The sequence below is a fragment of the Raoultibacter phocaeensis genome (genome assembly GCF_901411515.1).
In the GTDB taxonomy this organism is placed as follows: domain Bacteria; phylum Actinomycetota; class Coriobacteriia; order Coriobacteriales; family Eggerthellaceae; genus Raoultibacter; species Raoultibacter phocaeensis.
The window spans coordinates 79,146-100,843 of the sequence record NZ_CABDUX010000002.1 but is presented as its reverse complement, the minus strand read 5'-3'; the positions used below and the strand labels follow the sequence as shown (position 1 = coordinate 100,843).

The 21,698-nt window shown below is 60.8% G+C and carries 19 protein-coding genes, 1 pseudogene and 1 riboswitch; of the genes and pseudogenes, 6 read left to right on the top strand and 14 right to left on the bottom strand.

What is annotated here, in order from left to right; all coding sequences use genetic code 11:
- Positions 1-291 precede the first annotated feature (291 nt).
- Positions 292-1,014 (bottom strand): response regulator transcription factor, encoded by a 723-nt coding sequence (locus FJE54_RS08330; RefSeq protein WP_139652344.1) that lies wholly within the window; start codon positions 1,012-1,014, stop codon positions 292-294.
- Positions 1,015-1,202: 188 nt separating this feature from the next.
- Here FJE54_RS08330 and FJE54_RS08325 point away from each other — a divergent pair, with 188 nt between their 5' ends.
- Positions 1,203-2,186: a diaminopimelate dehydrogenase gene (locus FJE54_RS08325; RefSeq protein ID WP_139652343.1), complete on the top strand. Its 984-nt coding sequence runs from the start codon at positions 1,203-1,205 to the stop codon at positions 2,184-2,186.
- Positions 2,187-2,313: 127 nt separating this feature from the next.
- Here the strand turns inward: FJE54_RS08325 and FJE54_RS08320 are convergent, their stop codons facing one another.
- Positions 2,314-3,282: a dermokine domain-containing protein gene (locus tag FJE54_RS08320; protein WP_139652342.1), complete on the bottom strand. Its 969-nt coding sequence runs from the start codon at positions 3,280-3,282 to the stop codon at positions 2,314-2,316.
- Positions 3,283-3,521: 239 nt separating this feature from the next.
- Between FJE54_RS08320 and FJE54_RS08315 the strand changes: the two genes are divergently transcribed.
- Positions 3,522-4,100, top strand: a complete 579-nt coding sequence (locus FJE54_RS08315; protein ID WP_139652341.1) for a hypothetical protein — start codon at positions 3,522-3,524, stop codon at positions 4,098-4,100.
- Here FJE54_RS08315 and FJE54_RS08310 read toward each other — a convergent pair.
- Positions 4,097-4,858, bottom strand: coding sequence for a TatD family hydrolase (locus tag FJE54_RS08310; RefSeq protein WP_139652340.1), 762 nt, complete (start codon positions 4,856-4,858; stop codon positions 4,097-4,099). The genes FJE54_RS08315 and FJE54_RS08310 overlap by 4 nt on opposite strands.
- Entirely contained in the window at positions 4,855-5,679 is an 825-nt protein-coding gene (locus FJE54_RS08305) for a tRNA threonylcarbamoyladenosine dehydratase (protein ID WP_139652339.1), read from the bottom strand. The genes FJE54_RS08310 and FJE54_RS08305 overlap by 4 nt, the downstream gene beginning before the upstream one ends.
- Positions 5,680-6,058: 379 nt before the next feature.
- Between FJE54_RS08305 and FJE54_RS08300 the strand changes: the two genes are divergently transcribed.
- Positions 6,059-7,504 (top strand): IS3 family transposase, encoded by a 1,446-nt coding sequence (locus tag FJE54_RS08300; protein WP_139651430.1) that lies wholly within the window; start codon positions 6,059-6,061, stop codon positions 7,502-7,504.
- Between the two features lie 255 nt (positions 7,505-7,759).
- Here FJE54_RS08300 and FJE54_RS08295 read toward each other — a convergent pair whose 3' ends face one another.
- The 6 genes and pseudogenes from FJE54_RS08295 to FJE54_RS16275 form a co-directional block, all read right to left on the bottom strand.
- The gene (locus FJE54_RS08295; RefSeq protein WP_139652338.1) at positions 7,760-8,665 is read right to left on the bottom strand and encodes a patatin-like phospholipase family protein; all 906 of its coding nucleotides are present in this window, start codon (positions 8,663-8,665) and stop codon (positions 7,760-7,762) included.
- 171 nt (positions 8,666-8,836) lie between these two features.
- Positions 8,837-9,286, bottom strand: coding sequence for a pyridoxamine 5'-phosphate oxidase family protein (locus FJE54_RS08290; RefSeq protein ID WP_139652337.1), 450 nt, complete (start codon positions 9,284-9,286; stop codon positions 8,837-8,839).
- Positions 9,287-9,449: 163 nt separating this feature from the next.
- The gene (locus FJE54_RS08285) at positions 9,450-10,418 is read right to left on the bottom strand and encodes a helix-turn-helix transcriptional regulator (protein WP_139652336.1); all 969 of its coding nucleotides are present in this window, start codon (positions 10,416-10,418) and stop codon (positions 9,450-9,452) included.
- A 346-nt stretch (positions 10,419-10,764) separates the two neighbouring features.
- Positions 10,765-12,795, bottom strand: coding sequence for a magnesium-translocating P-type ATPase (gene mgtA, locus FJE54_RS16285; protein ID WP_255467304.1), 2,031 nt, complete (start codon positions 12,793-12,795; stop codon positions 10,765-10,767).
- Positions 12,796-12,892: 97 nt separating this feature from the next.
- Positions 12,893-13,423, bottom strand: a pseudogene (locus tag FJE54_RS16445) (cation-transporting P-type ATPase); the annotation flags it as partial.
- Positions 13,424-13,850: 427 nt separating this feature from the next.
- Positions 13,851-14,008: riboswitch (M-box (ykoK) riboswitch) on the bottom strand.
- 69 nt (positions 14,009-14,077) lie between these two features.
- The gene (locus tag FJE54_RS16275) at positions 14,078-14,206 is read right to left on the bottom strand and encodes a DUF4331 domain-containing protein (protein ID WP_139652335.1); all 129 of its coding nucleotides are present in this window, start codon (positions 14,204-14,206) and stop codon (positions 14,078-14,080) included.
- 81 nt (positions 14,207-14,287) lie between these two features.
- Here FJE54_RS16275 and FJE54_RS08270 point away from each other — a divergent pair, with 81 nt between their 5' ends.
- The gene (locus FJE54_RS08270; protein ID WP_139652334.1) at positions 14,288-15,217 is read left to right on the top strand and encodes a MarR family transcriptional regulator; all 930 of its coding nucleotides are present in this window, start codon (positions 14,288-14,290) and stop codon (positions 15,215-15,217) included.
- A 55-nt stretch (positions 15,218-15,272) separates the two neighbouring features.
- Here the strand turns inward: FJE54_RS08270 and FJE54_RS08265 are convergent, their stop codons facing one another.
- The 4 genes from FJE54_RS08265 to FJE54_RS08250 form a co-directional block, all read right to left on the bottom strand.
- Positions 15,273-16,010 (bottom strand): hypothetical protein, encoded by a 738-nt coding sequence (locus FJE54_RS08265; RefSeq protein WP_139652333.1) that lies wholly within the window; start codon positions 16,008-16,010, stop codon positions 15,273-15,275.
- 27 nt (positions 16,011-16,037) lie between these two features.
- Entirely contained in the window at positions 16,038-17,897 is a 1,860-nt protein-coding gene (locus FJE54_RS08260) for an FAD-binding protein (protein ID WP_139652332.1), read from the bottom strand.
- A complete protein-coding gene (locus FJE54_RS08255; protein WP_180326660.1) occupies positions 17,887-18,450 on the bottom strand; it encodes an FMN-binding protein in 564 nt (187 codons plus the stop codon). The genes FJE54_RS08260 and FJE54_RS08255 overlap by 11 nt, the downstream gene beginning before the upstream one ends.
- Before the next feature lie 120 nt (positions 18,451-18,570).
- Positions 18,571-19,146 carry a cytochrome c3 family protein gene (locus FJE54_RS08250; protein WP_139652330.1) on the bottom strand — a complete coding sequence of 192 codons (576 nt, stop codon included), beginning with the start codon at positions 19,144-19,146 and terminating at the stop codon, positions 18,571-18,573.
- A gap of 197 nt (positions 19,147-19,343) precedes the next feature.
- Here FJE54_RS08250 and FJE54_RS08245 point away from each other — a divergent pair, with 197 nt between their 5' ends.
- Together FJE54_RS08245 and FJE54_RS08240 are read left to right on the top strand one after the other, a co-directional pair.
- Positions 19,344-20,141, top strand: coding sequence for a TetR/AcrR family transcriptional regulator (locus FJE54_RS08245; RefSeq protein WP_139652329.1), 798 nt, complete (start codon positions 19,344-19,346; stop codon positions 20,139-20,141).
- Between the two features lie 109 nt (positions 20,142-20,250).
- On the top strand, positions 20,251-21,249 hold the full coding sequence (locus FJE54_RS08240; RefSeq protein WP_139652328.1) for a DUF5692 family protein: 999 nt from the start codon (positions 20,251-20,253) through the stop codon (positions 21,247-21,249).
- Positions 21,250-21,698 lie beyond the last annotated feature (449 nt).

Sequence of the window (21,698 nt, the reverse complement as noted above, 5' to 3'; positions counted from 1 at the left end):
CGTATCCCCACGATAGGAAACGGATTTTCAGGAACCCCTGGGAAAGCTACAAGAAAGCTGCAAGATCGTGACACGAGCGACGCTTGCCAAACAGACGGCCGGCAAGCACGCAGGCATTCCGCAAAGATCGCGCGCGGACAAGCCGCACCGAGCCGCCCGCGGGCGCGCGAGGTCACGGGCGGACGAGCCACGACGGTCTGCTTGCCTGATCGGGGGGTCACGAGAGAGCGAGCCGCGACGGTCTGCGTACCTGATCGGGGGGTCACAGGCTGCCAGGCCGCAGCAGGCCACTTATCGACGCGCATCGTCGACGAGCCTAAACCCAACACCCCACACCGTCTCGATGCACCCGTCGGTGCCCGTGCCCTTGAGTTTGGTGCGAATGTTGCCGATATGCGTGCTCACACTCTTCTCCTCAAGCGCCGCCTCATCACCCCACGCAGCCATCGAAAGATCCCTCTTCGAATACACCCTCATCGGATGAGCCATGAGCGCGGCAACCATCTCGAATTCGGTACGCGTAAGCTTGATCGACTCGCCCGCCACCCGGAGAGTGCGGGCATCGAGATCGAGTTCCCATGAGGCGAATCGGAGCAGACGCCCCGGCACCGATCCTGAATCGCTGCGCTGCGCGTTTCGTCTTGCCTGCACCTCCACGCGAGCGAGCAGTTCTTCGAGGTCGAACGGCTTCACGAGGTAGTCGTCCGCACCAATCCTCAACAGATCGACTTTGTCCGAAACCTCGCTTTTCGCAGAAACCACGATGATCGGCACATCGCCGCTTGCGCGGACGAGGCTCACCACGTCTTTTCCCGACATCCCCGGCAACATGAGGTCGGTAATCACCATATCGAAGCGAGAAGAGCCTTGCAAAAGCAAGCGGGCCTCGGTACCCGAGAACGCCGGGGTGCATGCGTATCCCGCCTTCGCAAGAAACGAGCAGACGACGTCGTTGATAGCCGCATCGTCTTCGACGATGAGGATACTTTTCACCTTGTTCTTTCCAGTTGCCATACGGCGATTATAGCAAAGCGGCCTTATCGCCGTGCGATGCGGCTCGAGTGAGGCACGCCGTCCGCCGAGCGCACGTCCTTGGATTCTTTCGTTGTCTTTCGAAGATTTTACCCGCAAGCAACACTGTGGCATTAGTATATACAGTGCAAAACACACGAACCCGTACGCAACAACATGCAAGGAGCACCATGAACAGCATTCGCATAGGAATTCTCGGATACGGCAATCTCGGGCGCGGCGTCGAAGCCGCCATCGCCCAGCAGGAAGATATGGAACTCGCCGGCATCTTCACCCGGCGCGATCCCGCCACCGTCGAAGCGCTCACCAAGGGCGTGGCGGTGCGTTCGGCAAGCGAGCTCGACGAGGGGGCGAACGACGTCGACGTGCTTATCCTGTGCGGAGGCAGCGCGACTGACCTGCCCAAGCAGACGCCGTACTACGCCGAACGATTCACCGTGGTAGACAGCTTCGACACCCACGCGAACATACCCGAGCATTTCGCCGCGGCGAACGATGCCGCTCAAGATGCAGGTACGATTGCCGTCATCTCGTGCGGCTGGGATCCGGGCATGTTCTCGCTCAACCGCCTGTACGGCACCTGCATTCTGCCCGAAGGAGCAGATTACACGTTCTGGGGCCGCGGCGTCAGCCAGGGCCACTCCGACGCGATTCGCCGCATCGAGGGCGTAGCCGATGCGAAGCAGTACACCGTACCTGTCGAAGCGGCGCTCGAAGCCGTTCGGTCGGGATCGAACCCGCAGCTCACCACACGCCAAAAGCATCTGCGTGACTGTTGGGTCGTGCTCGAAGACGGAGCCGACGCAGCAGCCGTCGAAAAAGAGATCGTCGAGATGCCCAACTACTTCGCCGATTACGACACAACCGTGCACTTCATCTCTCAGCAAGAGCTCGACCGCGACCATTCTGCCATGCCCCACGGCGGATTCGTTCTCAGAAGCGGCAAGACGGGCGACGGCAATCCCGCACTCGTGGAATATTCGCTCAAGCTCGGCTCGAACCCCGGATTTACCGGAAATGTGCTCGTGGCGTATGCGCGTGCTGCGTACCGGCTCGTCAAAGAGGGGCAGACGGGTGCACGCACGGTGTTCGATATCGCGCCTTCATACCTCTCGCCGAAGAGTCCCGAATACCTGCGCGAACATCTTCTGTAGGAAAACCAACCGCGTACACAGACGGCTCCGCATGCCTTTCCGCGGCGAAGCCGAACGAAACGCCGATGGGCGGATGCACACGCAAGCTACCATCGCATCCGCCCATCGGTCCAACAACCGGTACCGCCTACCTGCTAGCAGAAGTCGAACCCTGAGCGCCTCCCGACCCTTGGCTGCTGCCCGTATTCGGTTGGCTGCCGGCGCTCGAGCCGTTGTTCGTTCCCGAACCAGAACCCTGGTTATTTGACCCTTGGCCGCCGTCCTCCGTACCGTCGTCTCCCGATCCACCATTCGTTCCCTGATCGCCGCTTCCCTCAGATGGATTCGAAGGATCGGTCGAACCTCCCTGTTGGCCATTGTCGGTCGAACCTGAAGCGGAGTCGTCTTTGCCGTCCGTGCTCTGGTCGTTTTTCGCGTCGCCGGAAGTCGAGCTGCCGCTCTCTGACGCCGAATCGCTTGGAGCCTTGTCCGAACCGCTGTCGTTACCTTGTTGCGCCCCCTCATCCGTCGGCTGGGATTGCACGTAGGGCAGCGTGGAAACCTTCTCGCCGAACCCTTCGCCATCTGTTACGAAGTTTACGAAAAATGCGGTGAGCGCAACCGCCACCAGCGCCGACGCAACGGCAACTGCGGCAACACGGCGCTGCAGCTTCCGCTTGTTCGTGCGCAGCGACTGCACCTTGAGAACGGTGGCATCGTCTGCAAGCGCGGCGTCGTCGATGCTCGGAGTGTTCGACGCGCGGCGCGCAACCGGGTTCAACACTGCCGTCTTTTCTGCGGCTAGAGGACGCGATGCGTCACCAACGTGAACGCCCGATCCGCTCTCGACCTGTGCTCCGCCCGCCAATATCTCCGTAGGATGGAGGTCTTTCAGCTTGTCGGCAGAGGCGGCAAGGAATTTCTTGTACAGCTGCGATGCCACCGCCGACACGATAGAACCCACGCCAACGCCGATAACCGAGCCGGCGATGCCGATCTGCGAAGCAAGCAGCATCGAAGTAACGGCGGCAAGAGCACCGGCGATCACCTGTGTGGCAGACAGGTCGTCGAACAAGCCGCCCTTCTTGGGCTTTTGATCGCTCGAATCGCGCTCCATGTTCGACCTCCTTCGCCGTCGGTATTGCTGACATATCGAACATACCGCACAGAGAAACGAGCGTTCGATTCTCCATCCAACCGTTACCTCGCAGCCATGAAACATGCGCATCGCCTCCTGAAACCTTCCGCAATCCTTTCCCGAGCGGCAAAGACCTTCCCGCGGTAAAACATGCACGGAGGCATCGGTCGATTCCGTGCTATAGTTTCCTGGAAGCAGAATTCAACGAAGGGAGCTTCATGGGCGCTACCGTCAAAACCCTCCTCGAGAACCAAGACGAGCTGTTCTGGGGTTCCTATCACGACGATCCGAACTATCACTTCGGCATTTCGCTCGACTTCCGCGACCAGATGCTCATCGTGCTGGCCGTGTACGTTATGAGCGATTGCGACGAGGATGACGAGATGCTCGTCACGCCCGAGCTGCTTGCCGAATGCTACACGATCGAAGACCTCGAAAACCACGGCATCGTACTGAGCACCCGCATGGGCGAGGACGACGACGATGCGATCGGTTGGTATTGCGGCGAGCTGTCGGTGTTCAAGCAAAGCGAGCTGGAAGCCATCCGAGAAAGCTCTGAAAGCCTTGACGGCTATCTCGACATCGTCATACGTATACTAAAAACCGATCCGAACGAAATCGAAGGGCATCTCGATGACTTCGAGGACGATACGTTCTTCGAGATGCAAAGCGAGTTGGAATCCATCCCCACCAATATCGACGAAGGCAAGCTTGTAAAACCGCTGCCGTTCGAATTCCGCCTCGTCGGCGATGCGCTGCTCGGTTGGCAGTTTGCGAGCGAAGAGGATTATCGCTAGCCCACCGAACATGCACGAGAAAAGAGCAGTTCCTTGCTCGCGCCTGCTATCTCCTCGGCGACTCCGTCACCTCGCAAACGCTCGATCCGCTCGAGCGTTTCGCGAAGCTGCTGGGCTATCTCGTCATACGGCATAGTCGAGCCAGACTCAGGCGGAGCATCGGTCTCGAGCAACAGCCTCGAAGCGGGTATAGCTTTCACGTATTCGACACCCCTCTTGGCCGCAAGCATCCTCGGGCCGACCGAGAAATAGCAGCCCATCCGGATGGCGCGCTGCAGTTCGTCGGAGGTGCCGGAAAACCAGTGGAGTATGCATGCGTTGCCTTCGAGGCACGAAAACTGTTCGAGCACGTCGAGCACCGCGCCGACCGCTTTGACCGCATGAAGGGATACGACCTTGCCCCCCTGCGAGCACGCAGAGGCAATCCGCTCGAATGCCGCCGTCTGGAGCTCTTCGGTTCCCGCGCAGCGCTTTCCGAAGTCAAGCCCCACTTCTCCGATGAACCGCGTTTCTGCTGCCAGCACCCCGAACCGGTCGATATCCTCTTCCCCGCAGCTGCCGTCGGCGATCCACCACGGATGAAGCCCGAGCCCCACGCGTACGTTCTCATGCGCGGCGAACTCCCTGCTTACCCGCTCGTAGTCGTGCGGCGTCACGGTCACCGAGTAGCATCCTATGCCGAGCGCCTGCGCCCGCTCGGCAGCACCGCCTGCATTTTCCATGAAGTCGAGATGGCAGTGCATATCGAACAGGTTCATCGCGCCTCTTTCGTCGTTGCAGTCTCGGGCGGACGCGCACCTATCGTATCGGCGAGCCTCATCGCATCGCGTTTCGCCTGCTTGTCGCATCCTATACCCGATATGCTGCGGATGACCTCGCCGGCGATCATCTGCCCCATAATCGGCGGCACGAACGAAGCGGTCCCGAGATCCGACCGTTCACGGCGAGAAGCGCCCTCGCGCGCAACTGTGCGCACCGGGTCTTCGCACGAGTACAGCACGCGCAATCGCCCGACACCTCGCTTGCGCGCCTCCTTTCGCATAATACGGCAAAGCGGACAGTTGACCGTATCGTACAGATCAGCGATTCTGAAGCATTCAGGATGGAGCTTGTTGGCGGCCCCCATGCTGCTGATAAGCTCGAATCCGCATGTTTCTGCGTAGCGCGCAAGTGCAAGTTTCGTCGAAACGGTATCGATGGCATCGACCACGTAATCGAGTTCATCGAGATGCGCTCCGATCACCTCTTCGAGGTTTTCGGCAAGCACGAACGTATCGTAGGCGATCACCTCGGCCGACGGATTGATGTCGGCGATCATTGCGCTCATGACATCGGTTTTCTTTCGGCCGATGGTGCTGTGAAACGCGATGGCCTGCCGGTTGATGTTGCTTGCTTGCACGACGTCGTGATCGACGACGATGAGCTTTCCCACACCGCCGCGCACCAGAGCCTCGACGCAGTTCGAGCCGACGCCACCGAGCCCGAGCACCATCACGGTCGATGCCCGAAGCCGCTCGACCCCCTCTTGGCCGAGTATAACTTCAAGTTTCGCTGTAGCGCTTTGCGCGTCGTCTGCCATGAACCGCCCTTTCCGTCGGCAGTATGGTAGCACGACTGCACCGAAAGCGCCCGCCAACAAACCCTTAACTCCTCTTGCTGCGAGAGCCAAGCAGTTTGCTCGATGGCTTGAGCATTCCGCTCGTTAGAACCCCCTTTTGTTCCCGAAGTCTGAGATCTTGGCACAAAATTGGAGGTTTGACAATTAGGGAATATCATGTATTTAAAATGCGGCACCTTGAAAATCTGCCATCAGGCCTTTTGCTCGCTAATAGCTCTAAGATATTAATGTATCTCATTCCATAATTGTCAAACCGGAGGTGCGGCAGGAAGTTGGACCGCCGGCAGGCGGTCCACGACCGATCGAGCGGCCCCCGCGGGGGCCGCGAGGAGGGAGCCGCATGTACACGGAAAGGGAGAAGGTCCGCTACGTCGAGACGATGTGGGCCGAGGGGCTCACGCCCCGCGCCGCCGAGCGGAAATGGGGGACCCCGTCCAGGGAGTCGCTGAGGCGGTGGCTGGAGCAGGCCGAGGAGGGCTCCCTGCCGGCGGAGATGCCCAGGGTGAAGGGGCGCGCCGAGCACGCGCCCCACTCCCGCTACCCCGAGGCCACCAAGGCGGAGGCCGTCCGCCTCTACGGCCTCGGGGAGAAGCCCGCGCACATCGCCCGCCGCCTCGGCATCGCCGAAGCGAGCATAATATCGGTCTGGAGCAGGAAGGCCCGCAAAAGCGCTATCATGTCCGAGACCGGCGCGGAGGGCGCGCCGCGCGAGGACGAGGGGGCGAAGCCGGGCATGGGGCAGGCGGCGGGATCGGACGACAGGCGGATCGAGGCCCTCCGGGCCGAGCTCGAGGAGGCGCTCTTCGAGGTGAGCGTCTACAAGGAGCTGATGCGCGACCCAAAAGCCGCAAGCCCGGCGAGCCTGTCGAAGAGGCGGCTCGTCGGGTTAGGCGAGAGGCTGAGGCGGGACTGCGGGTGCTCCCTGGCCCGGATCTCGACGTTCTTGGGAATCTCGAAGAGCACCTACCTCTACCACCGGGCGAGGCTCGATAGCCCGTCCGGCATGACGGACGGGGGCTTCGACGGGGCCGTGGCCGCGGCCTTCGCGGAGAACGGCGGGATCTACGGCTACCGCCGCCTCAAGGCGGCGCTGGAGGCCGGCGGCGTCCGCGCGCCCGAGCGCAGGGTGCGCGAGTCGATGGCGCGCCAGGGGCTCGTCGCCCGGTGCTCCAGGTCGGAGAAGAGATGGAGCTCGTACGCGGGCGAGGTGTCGGACGCGCCCGGGAACCTGCTGCTCGGCGAGCACGGGAGGCACGACTTCTCGGCGGACGCGCCCAACGAGCTGTGGCTCACCGACATCACCGAGATGCGGGGGCGCGACGGCAAGTGCTACCTGTCCGCCGTCGTCGACTGCTTCGACGGCAAGGTCGTCGCCTGGCGCGCCTCGGAGAGCCCCAACGCCGAGCTCGCGAACTCCACGCTCGCCGACGCGATAGCGACGCTTCGGGAGGGCCAGCGTCCCGTCATCCACTCCGACCGCGGCGGGCACTACCGCTGGAAGGGGTGGATCGCGCTGTGCGAGGGGGCCGGCCTCGTGCGCTCGATGTCGCGCAAGGGGCACAGCCCCGACAACGCGGCGTGCGAGGGCTTCTTCGGCCGGGCGAAGGTCGAGGCGTTCCATTCGCTCGTGCGCGCGGGGGCGCCCGTCGCCGAGATATTCGAGGCCGTCGCGCGCTACATCACGTGGTACAATGACGGCCGCCTCAAGACGTTCAGGGAGAACGGGAAGAAGGCCACCTGCGAGACCATCGAGGGCCGCCGCAGGAGGCTCGGGCTGGCGGCCTGAGCAGTCCAAGAATCCTGCCGCACCCCCAACCTCGGATTTTGTGCCGTAATTCGGGATCTCGGGAACACAGAGAACCACGTAACAGCTGGTCTGCGTAGTCGGGGCACCCGGAGGCCGTACAAACAGGAGGATCCCGTAGCTACAAAGCAGACACCGAAGACCGCGCAGCAATGGAACTCGGAACCCCACAGCAAACGTCCGAAGGCCGTACAGTAGTGGAATTCTAAATCCCAGGTGAGGCGTACTCGAAGGAGTCTATCGCCCGAGCCACGTTTCCCACGCGGCAACTTCGCGCTGAGCCTGGGCGTAACCGTGCTCGTATGACGCCCGCAGCTTCGCGTAGTTGGTCTCTTTATTCGAAACAGGCATCTTATCGGGATAGAACACGAACGCATCGCCCGCCTGCTCGAGCCGCTCAACCTCGTCAAGCAGGTCGTTGTAATGATGCCAGCGCTCGATCGATCGTTCAGCCACGAGCGGATGCTTGCGGAAAAGCGCGCGGAAGAGCGCCTGCGTTGTCGCGCCCATCGGTTTTTTGCGGTACGCACGCGGTTGCGTACGCACGATGAAGAACCGCTCGAATCCATCGCGCCGAGCGGCATCAAGCAGGATCCCCCAGCTCGTGCCCATGCCGCCGTCCATGTAGGTACGGCCTTCGATTTCTGTTGGGGGCATGAAAAGAGGCATGGTGGAGCTCGCTCGAACGCGCAGCATCATATCGCGGACGCTCGGCATATCGGCCTTGGTCCATGCGACGGTATCGCCCGACTCCCAGTCGAAGCCTTCGATATGCACGTCGGCCGGGTTTGCCTGAAACGTATCCCAGTCAAAGGCGAACACCTCATCGGTTCCAGCGAAGTCCTCGGCAAGCCCTTCGTACAAGTGCGGGCCGTTGAAGTAACCCCTGCCAGACAGCATGCTTTTCACGCCGCCGAACTGCGGATCGTTCACCAGGTCGACAAACGATGCCTTGGTGCGCGGAATGTCGCGAGATACGTAGTTCACGGCGTGGCTCGAACCGGCCGAGATGCCATACGCCTTACCAAAATGCAAGCCGCGCTCGAGTAGCGTGACCATCGCACCGGCCGTATAGCTCGCCCGCATTCCTCCGCCCTCGATGATGAGGGCGGTATCGGGGATATTTACTGTAAGAGATTCCATGAAAAACGATTATACCCGTTCATAGACTGAATCAAAGGAAAAGAGCGGTGAAGTGACCTCCGGTGCGACATCCCGATCGTCGGCGCATCACCGCATGCACAGCCTTGCGCACCGCGTGAACCAGGCGGACAGGCTCTGCCGAGTTCAGAGCCCGTCGCGCCGCATGAGAAGCTACGCGAATGTGAGCTCGCCTTTGCCGATGGGTATCTCGGGATTCTCCGTATCGAAAATCCATCCCTTGAGCGTTTTCAGGTCAAAAGCGATGAACTCGTTCGACTCCATATCCTCGCCTGGTGCCGCCTCTTCGAACGCACCGCGGTACTTAGCCCTATACTGCCCGTTAAGCTCTTCGTTCTCTTCGCTGAACACGCTTCCGAGAAACCGCACGGTACCTTCGGCCTGGTAGCGGCCTGCCGCCCCAATGACAAAGGCGGCAACCGGATTCTCTTTCATCTGACGGTACTTCCGCGAATCTTTGCTCGTGTAGAAGTACACCACGTTGCCTTCGCCCATCAGCGGACTCACCGGCCTCACCGACACTTCGTCACCTGCTGCCGTCGCAAGAAACATGATCTCTTCGGTACGCACCGTTTCAATGAAGTCGTCCACGTTAAGTTCCATAGCATCCCTTTCCTGTGCGACCCGCAAAAAGCGGTCCGCCGCGTTGTCGAATCAGGCACCTGAGCACCCGATGGCATGCGTGCCATTTCCAAGTATAGAACATTTGTTCTTATTATGGAAGCAGATTTTTACTGAGGATCGGACCCGACATTTCGCGCTGCGGCTACCTTTTTCGAACGGGTCTCACGTACTTGCAGAACTGCTCGGGATCGTAGTACAAATACAGGATCTTCCCCGGCGAGGTATCGAAGCGGTACTCGTCATCCGATACCTCGAACGCGCTCATCGCCTTCTCGATCTTTTCCTCCACGCTGCGGTTTTCCTGCTCGTAATCGAACGGCCCGTGCTCGAACACGATGTACTCGCCCTCGGGGACGTCAACCATGAGCATGTTCGGCGGGACCTCGCCGTCGTAGTCGGCAGGCAAACGCGCACCGTGGCATTCCGTGCGCGGAAAGCCCCAGTCGCAGAGCCTCCCTTCCGGATCGCTGATATACGCCATAACCTGCCCGCCGCCGGCATTGGGTTCGCTTCCCCCGTCGTCGTCGAGTTTGCCTTTGATGCTGTCGAGCAAGCCGCAGATCGTCTCGTAATCCTGACCGGGTACGAGACTCTGCTTTTGCCAGAAATCCCAGTACCCGTTGCTCTCGTAGTTTTTCACGTGCAAGAACTTGTGCGCCGGAATGGTCACGAAGTACACCTTGACGTCGTCGGTAGATTTAACCATGCCAATCTCTCCTAATCCCAATAAGTAGCGGTCGAAGGGGTTGATCTTCGTGCGAAGGACGACGGGCTTCGGGTGTTTTCGGAACTCGCTGGGAGCCACGCCGTACGCATCTTTGAATGCTCTGGTGAACGCCTCGTGCGAGGAGAAGCCGTACTCAAAGGCGATATCGAGCAGGCTTTTCTCGCTATCTCGCACCTCTCTGAGCGCGAAGGCGAGCTTCCGCCGCCGAAGGTAGTCGCGCAGCTGCATGCCCGAAATCTCTTTGAATTTCCTCGTCGTATGAAACTCGGAGTATCCGAGCATGCGGGACAGCGAACGCAGCGTCAACGCCTCGTCGTCGTGATGCTCGATGCTTTCGTCGATCTTGTTGACGATCGTTTGGATCTGCTTCTGCCATTCATACACGGTCTTTTCACCTCGTTTCTGCAACCCTCTTTGCACTATAGGCAAACTGGGGCGGTACGGCTTGATTCTACTTGCTCTTCTCGCGGATTGCCTGCACACGGCATAAGCGTAGAGAGAATGCCACCGAATGCCCGAGCGCCTCGGCGTCGGAAAGAAACCCTTTCGCGGCGGACAGGGGGCGAAAAGGACGAGCGCGTCATCGGGTATCCCAACGACGTGCAGAAGGGAGCGAAGGAGACGCGCACGGCATCGGATACCCTGGCGACGCGCAGAAGGGGCCGCACTGTCTCATTTCTGCGACCCCAGGGCAGACGCGCACCGGGGTCGCAGCACAACAGCGAGCGAATTACAGCAGCTCCCCGTATGTGCGAACGTACGCCCGTTTCGCCACTGTGACGAGTGCCATGTAGAGCACGACGGTCACGGCAAGCCCGACGAAGAAGATCGGCGGCAACGGAGCGAGCCCGATCGAAGCGCCGAAAGCGGTGAACGGAATGATCGTCAGAACGGCGATGCCCGTAAACGTGAGCAGCATGACCGGAGCCGAAGCCCTGCTTTGCAGAAACGGGATCTTGGGCGTGCGAATCATGTGGATCACAAGCGTCTGCGTCCACATCGACTCGACGAACCAGCCCGCCTGGAACACGGCGATGTAGTACGCCTGCATCGCGGGATCGGCGATTTCGTGGAAGAGCATGCCGCCGCACATCATCGGGCAGACCACGAAATACATGAGCAGGTACGTGGTGATATCGAACACGGAGCTCGTAGGCCCTATCCACACCATGAACTTGCCGATGCTGGTCGCGTTCCATGCCCTGGGCTTGTCGAGGTACTCCTTATCGACGTTGTCCCAGGGAATGACCGTGCACGAAAGGTCGTAGATGAGGTTGAGCAACACAAGGTGCAGGCTCATCATGGGCATGAACGGCAGAAACGCGCTGGCGGCGAGCACCGAGAACATGTTGCCGAAGTTCGAGCTCGCGGTCATCTTGATGTACTTGATCATGTTGGCGTAGGTCTTGCGTCCCTCTTCGATGCCCGTTTCGAGAACCATGAGGTCCTTCTCGAGCAGAATCACGTCGGCCGACTCCTTGGCCACGTCGACCGCGGTGTCGACGGAAATGCCGACATCGGACGCCCGCATGGCGGCGGCGTCGTTGATGCCGTCTCCCATGTAGCCCACGCTGCGCCCGCTATCGCGCAGCACTGTGACGATCCGTGCCTTCTGCTGGGGCGAAAGCTTCGCGAATACCTGCACGTCGCGCGCTTCGCGCATGAGCTCGCTGTCGCTGAGCAAATCGACATCGGCTCCCGTGAGAATCTTGTCAACCGGAATGCCCACCTGACGGCACACGGTGCGGGCCACTTTATCGTTGTCGCCGGTGAGAATCTTCACGTCGACGCCGTGCTCGTTCAAAGCGGCAATGGCAGCCTGCGCCGACTCCTTCGGCGGATCGAGGAACGCGAGGTAGCCGATGAGTACCATGTCGCGCTCGTCGTCGACGCCGAACGCGCCGACGGGGCGGGGATCGGTCTTCTGCGCGACGGCGATAACGCGCATCCCGTCTTCGTTGAGCGCATCGACTTTCTCGAGTATGAAGCGCCGTACCTCGTCGGTGAGCTCGACCACCTGCCCGTGGTACTCGGCGTACGAGGACACGACGAGCATCTCCTCGACGGCCCCCTTCGTGATCATCTGCGTTTTGCCCGCTTCGTCCTCCACGACGACGCTCATGCGGCGGCGCTCGAAATCAAAGGGAATTTCGTCCACCTTCCGATAGCGGGACGACAGGTTCTGCAGCGAAGGCTTTTCGGCCTGCTCTTCCTCAAGGCTTGCGATAATGGCCCTGTCCATGAGGTTGCGAAGTCCTGTTTGGAAGGAGCTGTTGAGGAACGCATGGCGCAGCACGCGATCGTCTTCGTTCCCCTCGATGTCGAGGTGGTACTCGAGAACCACCTTGTCCTGCGTGAGCGTGCCGGTCTTGTCGGTGCACAGGATGTCGATCGATCCGAGGTTCTGAATCGAGTTGAGGTTCTTGATGATGGTCTTCTTCGACATCGCCGTCGCACCCTTCGCAAGGCACGTGGTCACGATCATCGGAAGCATTTCCGGCGTCAGGCCGACGGCGACCGAGATAGCGAAGAGGGTCGCTTCCATCCAGTCGCCTTTCGTGAACCCGTTTATGAACAGCACGACGGGAACCATGACGAACATGAATCTGATGAGCAACCAGGATACCGAGTTCACGCCCTTCTCGAACCCGGTTTTCACGGGTTTGACATCGAGCGATTTGGCAATCGAGCCGAATACGGTGTCGTCGCCGGTGGCGACCACGATGCCTGTAGCGCTTCCGCTGATCACGGTGGTGCCCATGAAGGCGATCGAATCGAGATCGGTGACGGCCTCGCCCCGAGCGGGGGGTCTTCTCGATCGGCTCGCTCTCGCCGGTAAGCGACGACTGGCTTACGAACAGGTCCTTCGCCTGCACGATGCGCATATCGGCAGGAACCATGTCGCCCGCTGCAAGTCTCACGACATCGCCCACCACAACCTCTTCGATGTCGATTTCGCGCTCGCCTACGCCGAGCCGGTCAACGCAGGTTGTCGTGGTAATCATCTTGAGCAGGTTCTCGGCCGCACTTCCGCTGCGCGCCTCCTGCACGAAGCGAAGCGCTCCCGAGATGATCACCATCGTGGCGATGATGATCACCGTCGTCGGATCAGCCTCCCCCGGATCGGCAGCGATGATGTCGGTGAACCCCGACACGAGGGCCAGCACGAACAGGATGGCCGTAAACGGGTTGACGAACGCCTGGATAACGCGCTTGGGCAGCGAGGTTTTCTTTCCTTTGGTGACGATGTTCGCACCGTACTCGTCGCGCATTTTTTCAAACCGATCGGCCCTAAGCCCGTTCGGTGTGCTCGAGAACGCGATGTACAGCTCGTCGGGATTCGCCTGCGAGGCGAACAGCAACCGGTCGTCAAGCTCGGTCCGGCGCATGTCGGCTGCGCGGACCTTCTGGGCGTTCGGCTGCATCGTTGTCAGCAATGTCTGGATCATGGGTCATTCCTCCTTTGCGCGGCACGTGGACACACGGACTGCATGCGAGAGCGCACGAATCGCCTACGCGAACCATCCTGTCTGCGTGCCGAACTTCTTTGTATTGTCGCGGGAATGCCTAAGATGCGCAGCTTGGCGCATGATCTGAGGGGAACCGCGTCCCGATCAGAAACGAGCGCATTGAGGATACGAGCCCGCTAGGGGCAAGGACCCAGGATGGTCGTCATCCGCCGAGCAGCCGCACCTTCGGCTCGGTTCGTCTCCGTCCATGTCCTCACCTCCTACAAACGAAAAAATCCCTTGCCAAAGCTCTCGCGATGGCAAGGGATGCACGCATCCGTTTACGGGGGCCGCGCATGCGCAGACGCCGAGGACCCATCGTTTGAGCTTCAGCTTCGCAGGGCGATGTAGTTGCATTAGTCCAGGCCTTGTCTCGACCTGGACTGCTAACCAGCTCATGGTGTCTCCATCATTTCGCGGCAGCAACCCGTATCCCTGCGGTAGCCTCACCTACCGAGTCGGTTTTGAAACCTTATGCAGGGTAATCGCTTATCCATTTCGCGTCAAGCACAAAAAGGGAATTTACGAAATAAATTATTGCTCGCACCTCACCGCAACGATGCCGATCTGGTCCGAGTCGTCGGACAACGGCGCTCCTTTCAGATCGCCGCCCGCGTACTCAAAGCGATTGGCGGCTGCGGTTTGCATGGAGACTTCGCACACCGCTTCTCCCTCAGAGGGCGAACAGATACCATTAGTTCAACACTGCAACAATCGCGTAAAACCGGTAAGGAGCCCCCGTCCATGGCCAGCCAGAGCGAGCTTTCGCTCGATTCATCGTTCTTCGTCGCATGCGACCTGACCCATCGCGCCCTTAAAGGGGGGCTGACCAGCGTGAGCGATCTGAGCGTCACGCAGTTTCGGGCGCTCGTCAAACTGGTGGCAACAGCGCCTTCCGGTATGACCCAATCGGAGCTTTCTGAACTGCTCGGCATCAAGGCGAACGTCGCTTCGCAGGTAGTCAACGCGCTTGAGGCGGCAGGATACGCCAAGCGGCGCAAGTGCGCAAACGGCGACGGACGCGTCCGTTTCGTGCACATCACCAAAGCGGGTACGAACCTGGTCGAGCGTGCGAACACGGCCATCGTCGAGGAGCTCTACACGCTCTTTCCCACCCAGAACAAGGCGTATCGCAGCATTCTAGAGGCATCGATCGCCGCAGGCGCCAACATCGATCCCCCGCTTTCGAAAGAGGCGGCGAAGCGCTACTTCGCCTCGCGAACGCTCGTTTCGCTTGAACTCATCAGAAAAGCCATGGAAGATGCGCTGCGCGAAGCGTGCGGCGCATCCGTCAGCGAATGCATCGTGCTGATGAAGCTTGGGGAAGCGCGCGATCCGCTGCGCATCGGCGATTTGGCGCGGCAGCTCCAGCTCACGCCGGTCACCGTCGCCCGTGCAACCGATAGACTCGTCGCCCGTTCGTGGGCACAGCGGCTCGCCAGCCCTGCCGATCGCAAAGCGGTGTTCGTGTCGCCAACCGCCGAAGGGGCACGGGCGCAACGGCAGATCGCAGACGCCGTCGACGGCGTAGCCGAGACGTTTTTGTGGAGCAGGCTCGACGAGAGCCAAAGCCGCGCGCTCGCCGAGGCGGGGCATGTGGTGCTCGTCGACATCCAATCGCGCGAGGAGGCCGAACGCAAAGCCGCGCTCGACCTCCTGGAACCCATCCGATAGTTTGCGGCCCCGCCTTGGCCTGCACATCGCAGGCGCAAGCGCACCTCACGACCCTCTACGCCACAGCCTCCGCCCGTCTTTCGAGCGCACGCGCGCCGAACAGGATGCCCAGGTTCACGACGATATCGACAGCGAACCATCCGAGCACGACACCCAGCTCGATCGACGCGGCGTTGATCGAGGCGAAGGTGCCCACCGTGAGCACCATGATCGCAAGCCCGCACACGGCGGCCGCCGCCACGAGCCGGCGGCCCAAACCTTCCCCGCCCCTCGCACGCGCCTGCGCGATGCACAAACAGACCACCTGCGAGGCCGCCGCCAAAAGCGTGCCGATGAACGCTGCGAAAACGACGAGCGCCACCGCGAGCACCAAAGGCGACGGCAGCTTCGAACTCATGGAGCCCACCTGCACGGCAGAGAGGATGCCGCTTGCCACAACGAAGGCGCACACGAGAGCGACGAGTACGGTGGCCCATCCCCACAGAAACGCCGTCGCCGGCTTGCCGGTTCCTTCATAGCCTCGCTCGTACAGAAAGCCGTACAGCGCAACGCCCGCGGTCGATATCACGAGCACAAGCCCCGCCAAAACCATGAACGCCACCAGCGTCGAACCCGTAAGGATCGAGCAGATCACCTCGAGCATGGGCACATCGGCCGCCGAAATGTAATCGTACGAAAGCGCGCCCGTCACATCCATCACGGCAAGCCCGATCCGCGCGACCACGGCCACCACAAGCGCGAGGGCGAACAGCGTCGCATACGGGCGCGCCATGCTTTTCAGTTGATGCAGCATGTCAAACCTCCTTCTGTAAGCGACCGCTTACGCTTCCTCTATTTCGTTTTTAACCGCGTACGTTCCGCACAGGTACCCGCCGCAGAAGGCGAGGCTCACGTCGCCGAGCAGCGAACCTAAGATCGGATCTCCGATGTAGCTGTTCTCGCCGCACGCGCCGCCTGCCGTATGCCAGCCAGCGTACAGGCCGGGGATGGGCCGGCCGCCGGTCGAAATCACCTGCATCTCGTCGTTGATGAGCAGGCCCGCCTTCGTACCGTACAGGTTTCCGCCGATGCGGCAACCGTAGAACGGCGGCGTCGCTATGGCGTGGAGCCACTCGGGCGGCATCGGGTACATATAGTCGTCCTCGCCCTTCTCGCACGTCTCGTTCCACGTGGCAACGGCTTCTACGAGCACGCCTTCGGCGAATCCCAGATCGCGTTCAAGCTCCTCGAGTGTATCGCGCTTCTTCAGCACGTCAGCGTCGATGGCGTCTTGCACGCCGTGATGCCAATCGCGGTAATGCTCGGGCACCTTCTCGATCTGCTCCAGATCGGGCGTAATGAGCTTACGGCAGTGCTCCTGCGCAAACCCTGCCAGATGATCCTCGTAGTTCGCATCGAAGATGATGTAGGAGCGGTGCCCCGGGGGCGTCATCTGGATGGTCGCCAAATCGCCGAGCGCGTAGATGGCGTTCGCGCCGTCTTCGTGCACGCGGCTGTCCATGTAGCGCAGACGGTTGCCGCAGCGGTCGATCGTGAACCACGGCTGGCGCGAAAGCTGCGTCATGCCGTCGTAGAGGAAGCGCGCCCACTGCCCGCCTTCGGCCTCCCAATCGACTCCCCCGTCAAACGATGCCGAGCTGTTGAAGCCCGACACGTCGGCGCCTGCGCCGAGTCCCATGCGGAAGCATTCGCCGGTCTCCCCCGCCGTCAGATAGCTCGAAGCGCAGCCCATCGCGGCAGTGGGAATGTACGCTTTCAGAAGCGCCTTGTTGTTGCAGAAGCCGCCAGCCGTAAGGATGACCGCCTTCGTCGCGTGAATGTATACCTCGCGCTCGTAGTCCTCGCGGCACACCACGCCCACGATACGGCCGGCATCGTCTTGCACGAGCGCCTCGGCCGGACTCTGGAAATGGTACTCGACGCCATGCTTTTGCCCGAAGCTGAACATGGCGTCAGTGGCATCCTTCATCTTGAGGACATGGTGGTCGAGCGTCGAGTTCTTCGGTGCCACGTACACGGGTACCTCGCCGAGGCGCCACCGTACGCCGCAATCGCCCATCCAGTCGATGCATGTGCCGCCCGCTTCAGCGATACGGTAGATGAGGTGCGGATCGGCGGCGTAATGGTACTCGTCGATGGCCCAATCGGCGAGTTTGCGAGCGTCGAACGGATAGCTTGGAAAGGCGAATCTCTTGGATTCCTGCAGCTTCGATCCACCGAGGATGGCGCACATGCCCGCCTCCTGCGCATTGCCGCCGTGAAGCCCCATCGCCTCTACGCAGATGGTTCGCGCGCCGAGCTCGGCCGCACGCGCAGCCGCGTTCAAGCCGCCGCCGCCCGCACCCACCACGCACATCTCGCATTCGTAGTCCCACGTAGCGGGCACAGCGCGGGGCGGGATCGGACTCGCGTCGTCGGCTGGGAAGGCGGCGCCGTTATGCTCGCGGTACGTACCGTCAGAACCGGTTGCGTTCGTCTGGTTGCTCGCAGGCACCTCGAAGTTCTTCGAACCGTCGGCGGACCAATCGCCGATAGCGCCGTTCTCCATGCCGTAGGCAACCGGCACTGGCATCGCCGCCGCCATCACGCCCGCTGCCGCCGTGCTGCCGACAACGGCAGCAGCGCTTGCTAGGAAGTCACGACGGGAGAGGTTGCCCGCCTCGTGTTTGCTAGCGCTCATCGCCTGCTCCTTCCTCCGCCTGGGCGGTTGCGATCGGCCGCGCATCGGCCCCTTGCGCCGCATCGCCCTCATCAGCCGAAGGCGATGCGGCTACACCGGCCTGCGCCTGGGCGAGCGCGTCGTCCACCGCTTGACGCACGCCTGCTGTGGTAATGGTCGCCCCCGAAACCGCATCGATTTCAGAGCCTTGGGCAGCGTCGATCATGGCCGCGAACTTTCCGTCGCGAATGGCTTCGAAACCGCCTCTGCTCTGGCTTTCACCTTCCTGCGTGATCTCCAAACAGGTTATGCGTCCGTCGTCGACGAGCAGCGAAACCCGTATCAGGCCCTCCATGCCTTTGCCCGTGCCGGTGTACACGCCGTCGTGCAGGTTTCCCGCAGTCCTCGCCGACGCATCGACGGCGATTTCATGCGCCCACGGATCGTCGGCGCGCAACGCCAGCTGTTCAGCGCTCGCCGCGTCCTTCGATCCCGATCCCTCGAACGATGCTGCGCACCCCGAAAGCCCGAGCGTCAGTACGGCGCCGCATGCAAGTAGTGCTTCCCTTTTCATCAAAACCTCCTTGATCGAATGCGGCAACCCGCATTCCGTAAAACTCGGTTCCGCATCAACATACCGTCGCGTGCGGACCTCCTTCGCTTCCACCCGGCACGCCAGCCGAGCGCCGCGTGATCAGACACCGCGAATCCCGGGGTCCGCCCAGCCGCCGGGAACCTCGTAGTCGTGACACGTATTGCAGTACATATACGATTGCCCGTGCGCGCCGTGGCAATTGCTGCAGTCAAGGGCGATGCCCTGGTGCGAGTCGTGCGGGTTGACCCCGGTCTCGCCACCCCAATCGGCGGTTGCCGCTCTAACCTCACTGAAATCGTGGCAGCCGTTCTGCGTGCACATCTTCTCGTCGGCCGTCACACCCGTCCGAACGATCTTGCCTGCGTCGTCGGTCCCGAAATCGCCCGTCACCCACGCGATGCCTTCGGCAATCTGCTCATCCATCCTGGGTTCGTGGCATTGCAGGCACGTCACGTTCTCGCGTGCGTGGGTGTATGCCATGAGCGTCTCGTCGTTGTGGTAGCCCTCGACATAGCTATCCATCGGATCGTGGCAGACGGCGTTGCAAAATCCAGGCTGCTCGTGCCACACGAGAAAACCGGCGCCCGCCGCAACAACCACGATCGCAACGACACCGACGATAATGGGCCAGCGCCTTTGCTTCCGCTTTGCAGATGCCTCCTCAGAATTCCCCATTTGTATCCTTCCTCCTTATTTCTTCATTGCAGTATTGTTTTTATTTCAGCAATGAACTTTTATGCCGCACATGGTATCAGGCTCGGAAGGAAAAGTCATTGACGGATTATCGAAAGTGTCTATTGACGATCCGTCAACCAAGAGCGTATTCTGCGCTCATCGAAAGAGATCCGAGCGAATCGAGCGGGGTGAGACCGATGGACACCGAAAGCGAGCTGCATGCCGCACGCCGCGCAAGCATCGTCGAAGCGGCCAGACAGCTCTACGAAGAGCAAGGGCTCTCCCGCACGTCGGTGCAGGACATCACGAACCGCGTCGGCGTCACCAGGACGCTGTTCTACCACTACTTCGCCGACAAGGACGCCGTAACCTCTGCCGTGCTCGACGATTACATCGGCGATTACCTCGAAGCGCTTCAGCATTGGAATGCCGAGCGGCAGCGCGGCAACATCGAACATGCACTGGACAGCGTGGTGAGGATTCTCCGCCTCGGTGTATTCGAGAACGATTCGTTTCGGCGCGCGCTCGCCTCGCGGGAAAACTCGGCGCTCTACCTCGAGTTCCTCAACCGCGTGGCCGACCGCACCGCCTCCTATATCGTCGAAACCACCGTGCGCGATTACGAAACGCTTCACGAAATCAGGATCGACCATGTGTACGAAACCTTCTACGTGCTGATCATCGGCATCGTCGGGTTCGTCCGCCGCCATCCAGAAGCAGACGACGAGGTGCTCAAAGACATCATCGCCCAAACGCTGCACATGGATCGAGGATGTGGGCTCGCAGACGACAAAACCGGTGACCTGCATGCGCTCGCAGACGACGAGGATGCCGACGGCCCGTGCGTGCTAAAAGACCCTGCGACGCACCGCGCGAATCCGCTCGCATCGAAAGCCGCTGCCGAACAAGGCTTCGGCCGAAACGCGCCGCAAACCAAGGACAAGGGGAAAGCCGATCCACGCTCGCCGCAGGATCGTCGCAAGGAGAACGACTAGGAACCGCAGAACAGGGCCGAGCGCCGCGAAGCAGCCCGGCCGCAGGAAAGGAGCGTCTTAGCGGATGCTTGGCTTCGCACGTCTCGATACCCGATAGAAAGGACCGATCATGCTTTTCCAAGTGTACGGCGAAAACGCCCTCTACCAGTGGCTCGGCTGGGCCGTAGTGCTCATCAGCCTCATCCTCATCAACGAGTTCGCCCGTCGAACGAAAGCCGGAGGCATCTTCTGCTTCCTCGTGCTGCCCGCCGGACTCACCATCTACTTCATCGCCATCACCGTAAGCGCCGCATCGGGTGCCGAGTGGGCGCTCAACAACCCGACCCACCTGTATATGAACAGCTGGTTCCACTATGCGAAGCTCTACGCAGCCACCATCGGCTGCATCGGCTTCATGGCGCTCAAGTACCGATGGGGCAAGATCGGCAAGTCTCACTGGTTCAAGTGCTTCCCGTTCGTCATCGTGGCCATCAACATCCTCATCGCCGTCGTGAGCGATTTCGAATCGGCGGTTCGGGCATTCGGCACCACCTGGGTATCGTCTGAAGGCGTCACGCTCTACGGCGGTTGGCACAACGTGTTCAATGGAGTCGCCGGCCTCATCAACATCTTCGTCATGACCGGCTGGTTCGGCATCTACGTGTCCAAGAAGAAGCAAGACATGCTTTGGCCCGACATGACGTGGGTGTTCATCATCTCCTACGACATCTGGAACTTCTGCTACACCTACAACTGCCTGCCCACGCACTCCTTCTACTGCGGCCTCGCGCTTCTGCTGGCCCCCACCATCGCCGCATTCTTCTGGAACAAGGGCGGCTGGATCCAGAACCGCGCGTTCACGCTTGCGATCTGGTGCATGTTCGCCCAGTGCTTCCCGATGTTCCTCGATTCGAGCGTATTCGCCGTGCAATCGGTGAACAACCCCAACGTGAACCTCGTCGTTTCGATCATCTCGCTGCTCGCCAACATCGCCGCGATCAGCTACGTGATCTACCGCTCGAAGAAGCTCAAGCGCAACCCCTACACCAACGAGATCTTCGTCGGCACGAAGGATTACGAAGAGGCCATGGCGCGCGCCGAGGATGCCCCCGCACCCAAGGCAGCGTAAGGGCGGCGATGCCGCAAACCGCCCGCATGGGCGTATGGCCCAACACGGGAACGCCCCAGCTCCCTTCCCGAGCGCAAGCGATCGAAGCACAGTCGTCCGACTTGGGCGACTGTGCTTTTTCTTCGTCGGAGCATCACCAAAGACCGCATGGTAATAGCAAAGCAAGCGACACCGGCGTCTTCTCAGAACTGACCTCAAGGCTCGCGGCGACGGACAGCGGGCGAAAAAAAGTCGCCTTGGTAACAGATTTTTTCGACTTGTGCTGTAAAAAGCCGCTTGCGAGCACCTTCCCAGAGACAATACCGGCGTTTGCTTTTCTATACCTTTTAAAGAATAATTTCTGATCTGGCTTTTCAGAACGCGCTCAATGAGAGCTTTTACAGAGACCGCGCTAAAACGTGCACAAGTCGAAAAAATCTGCTGCGGAAGCCCCTCATTTCCGCACACTC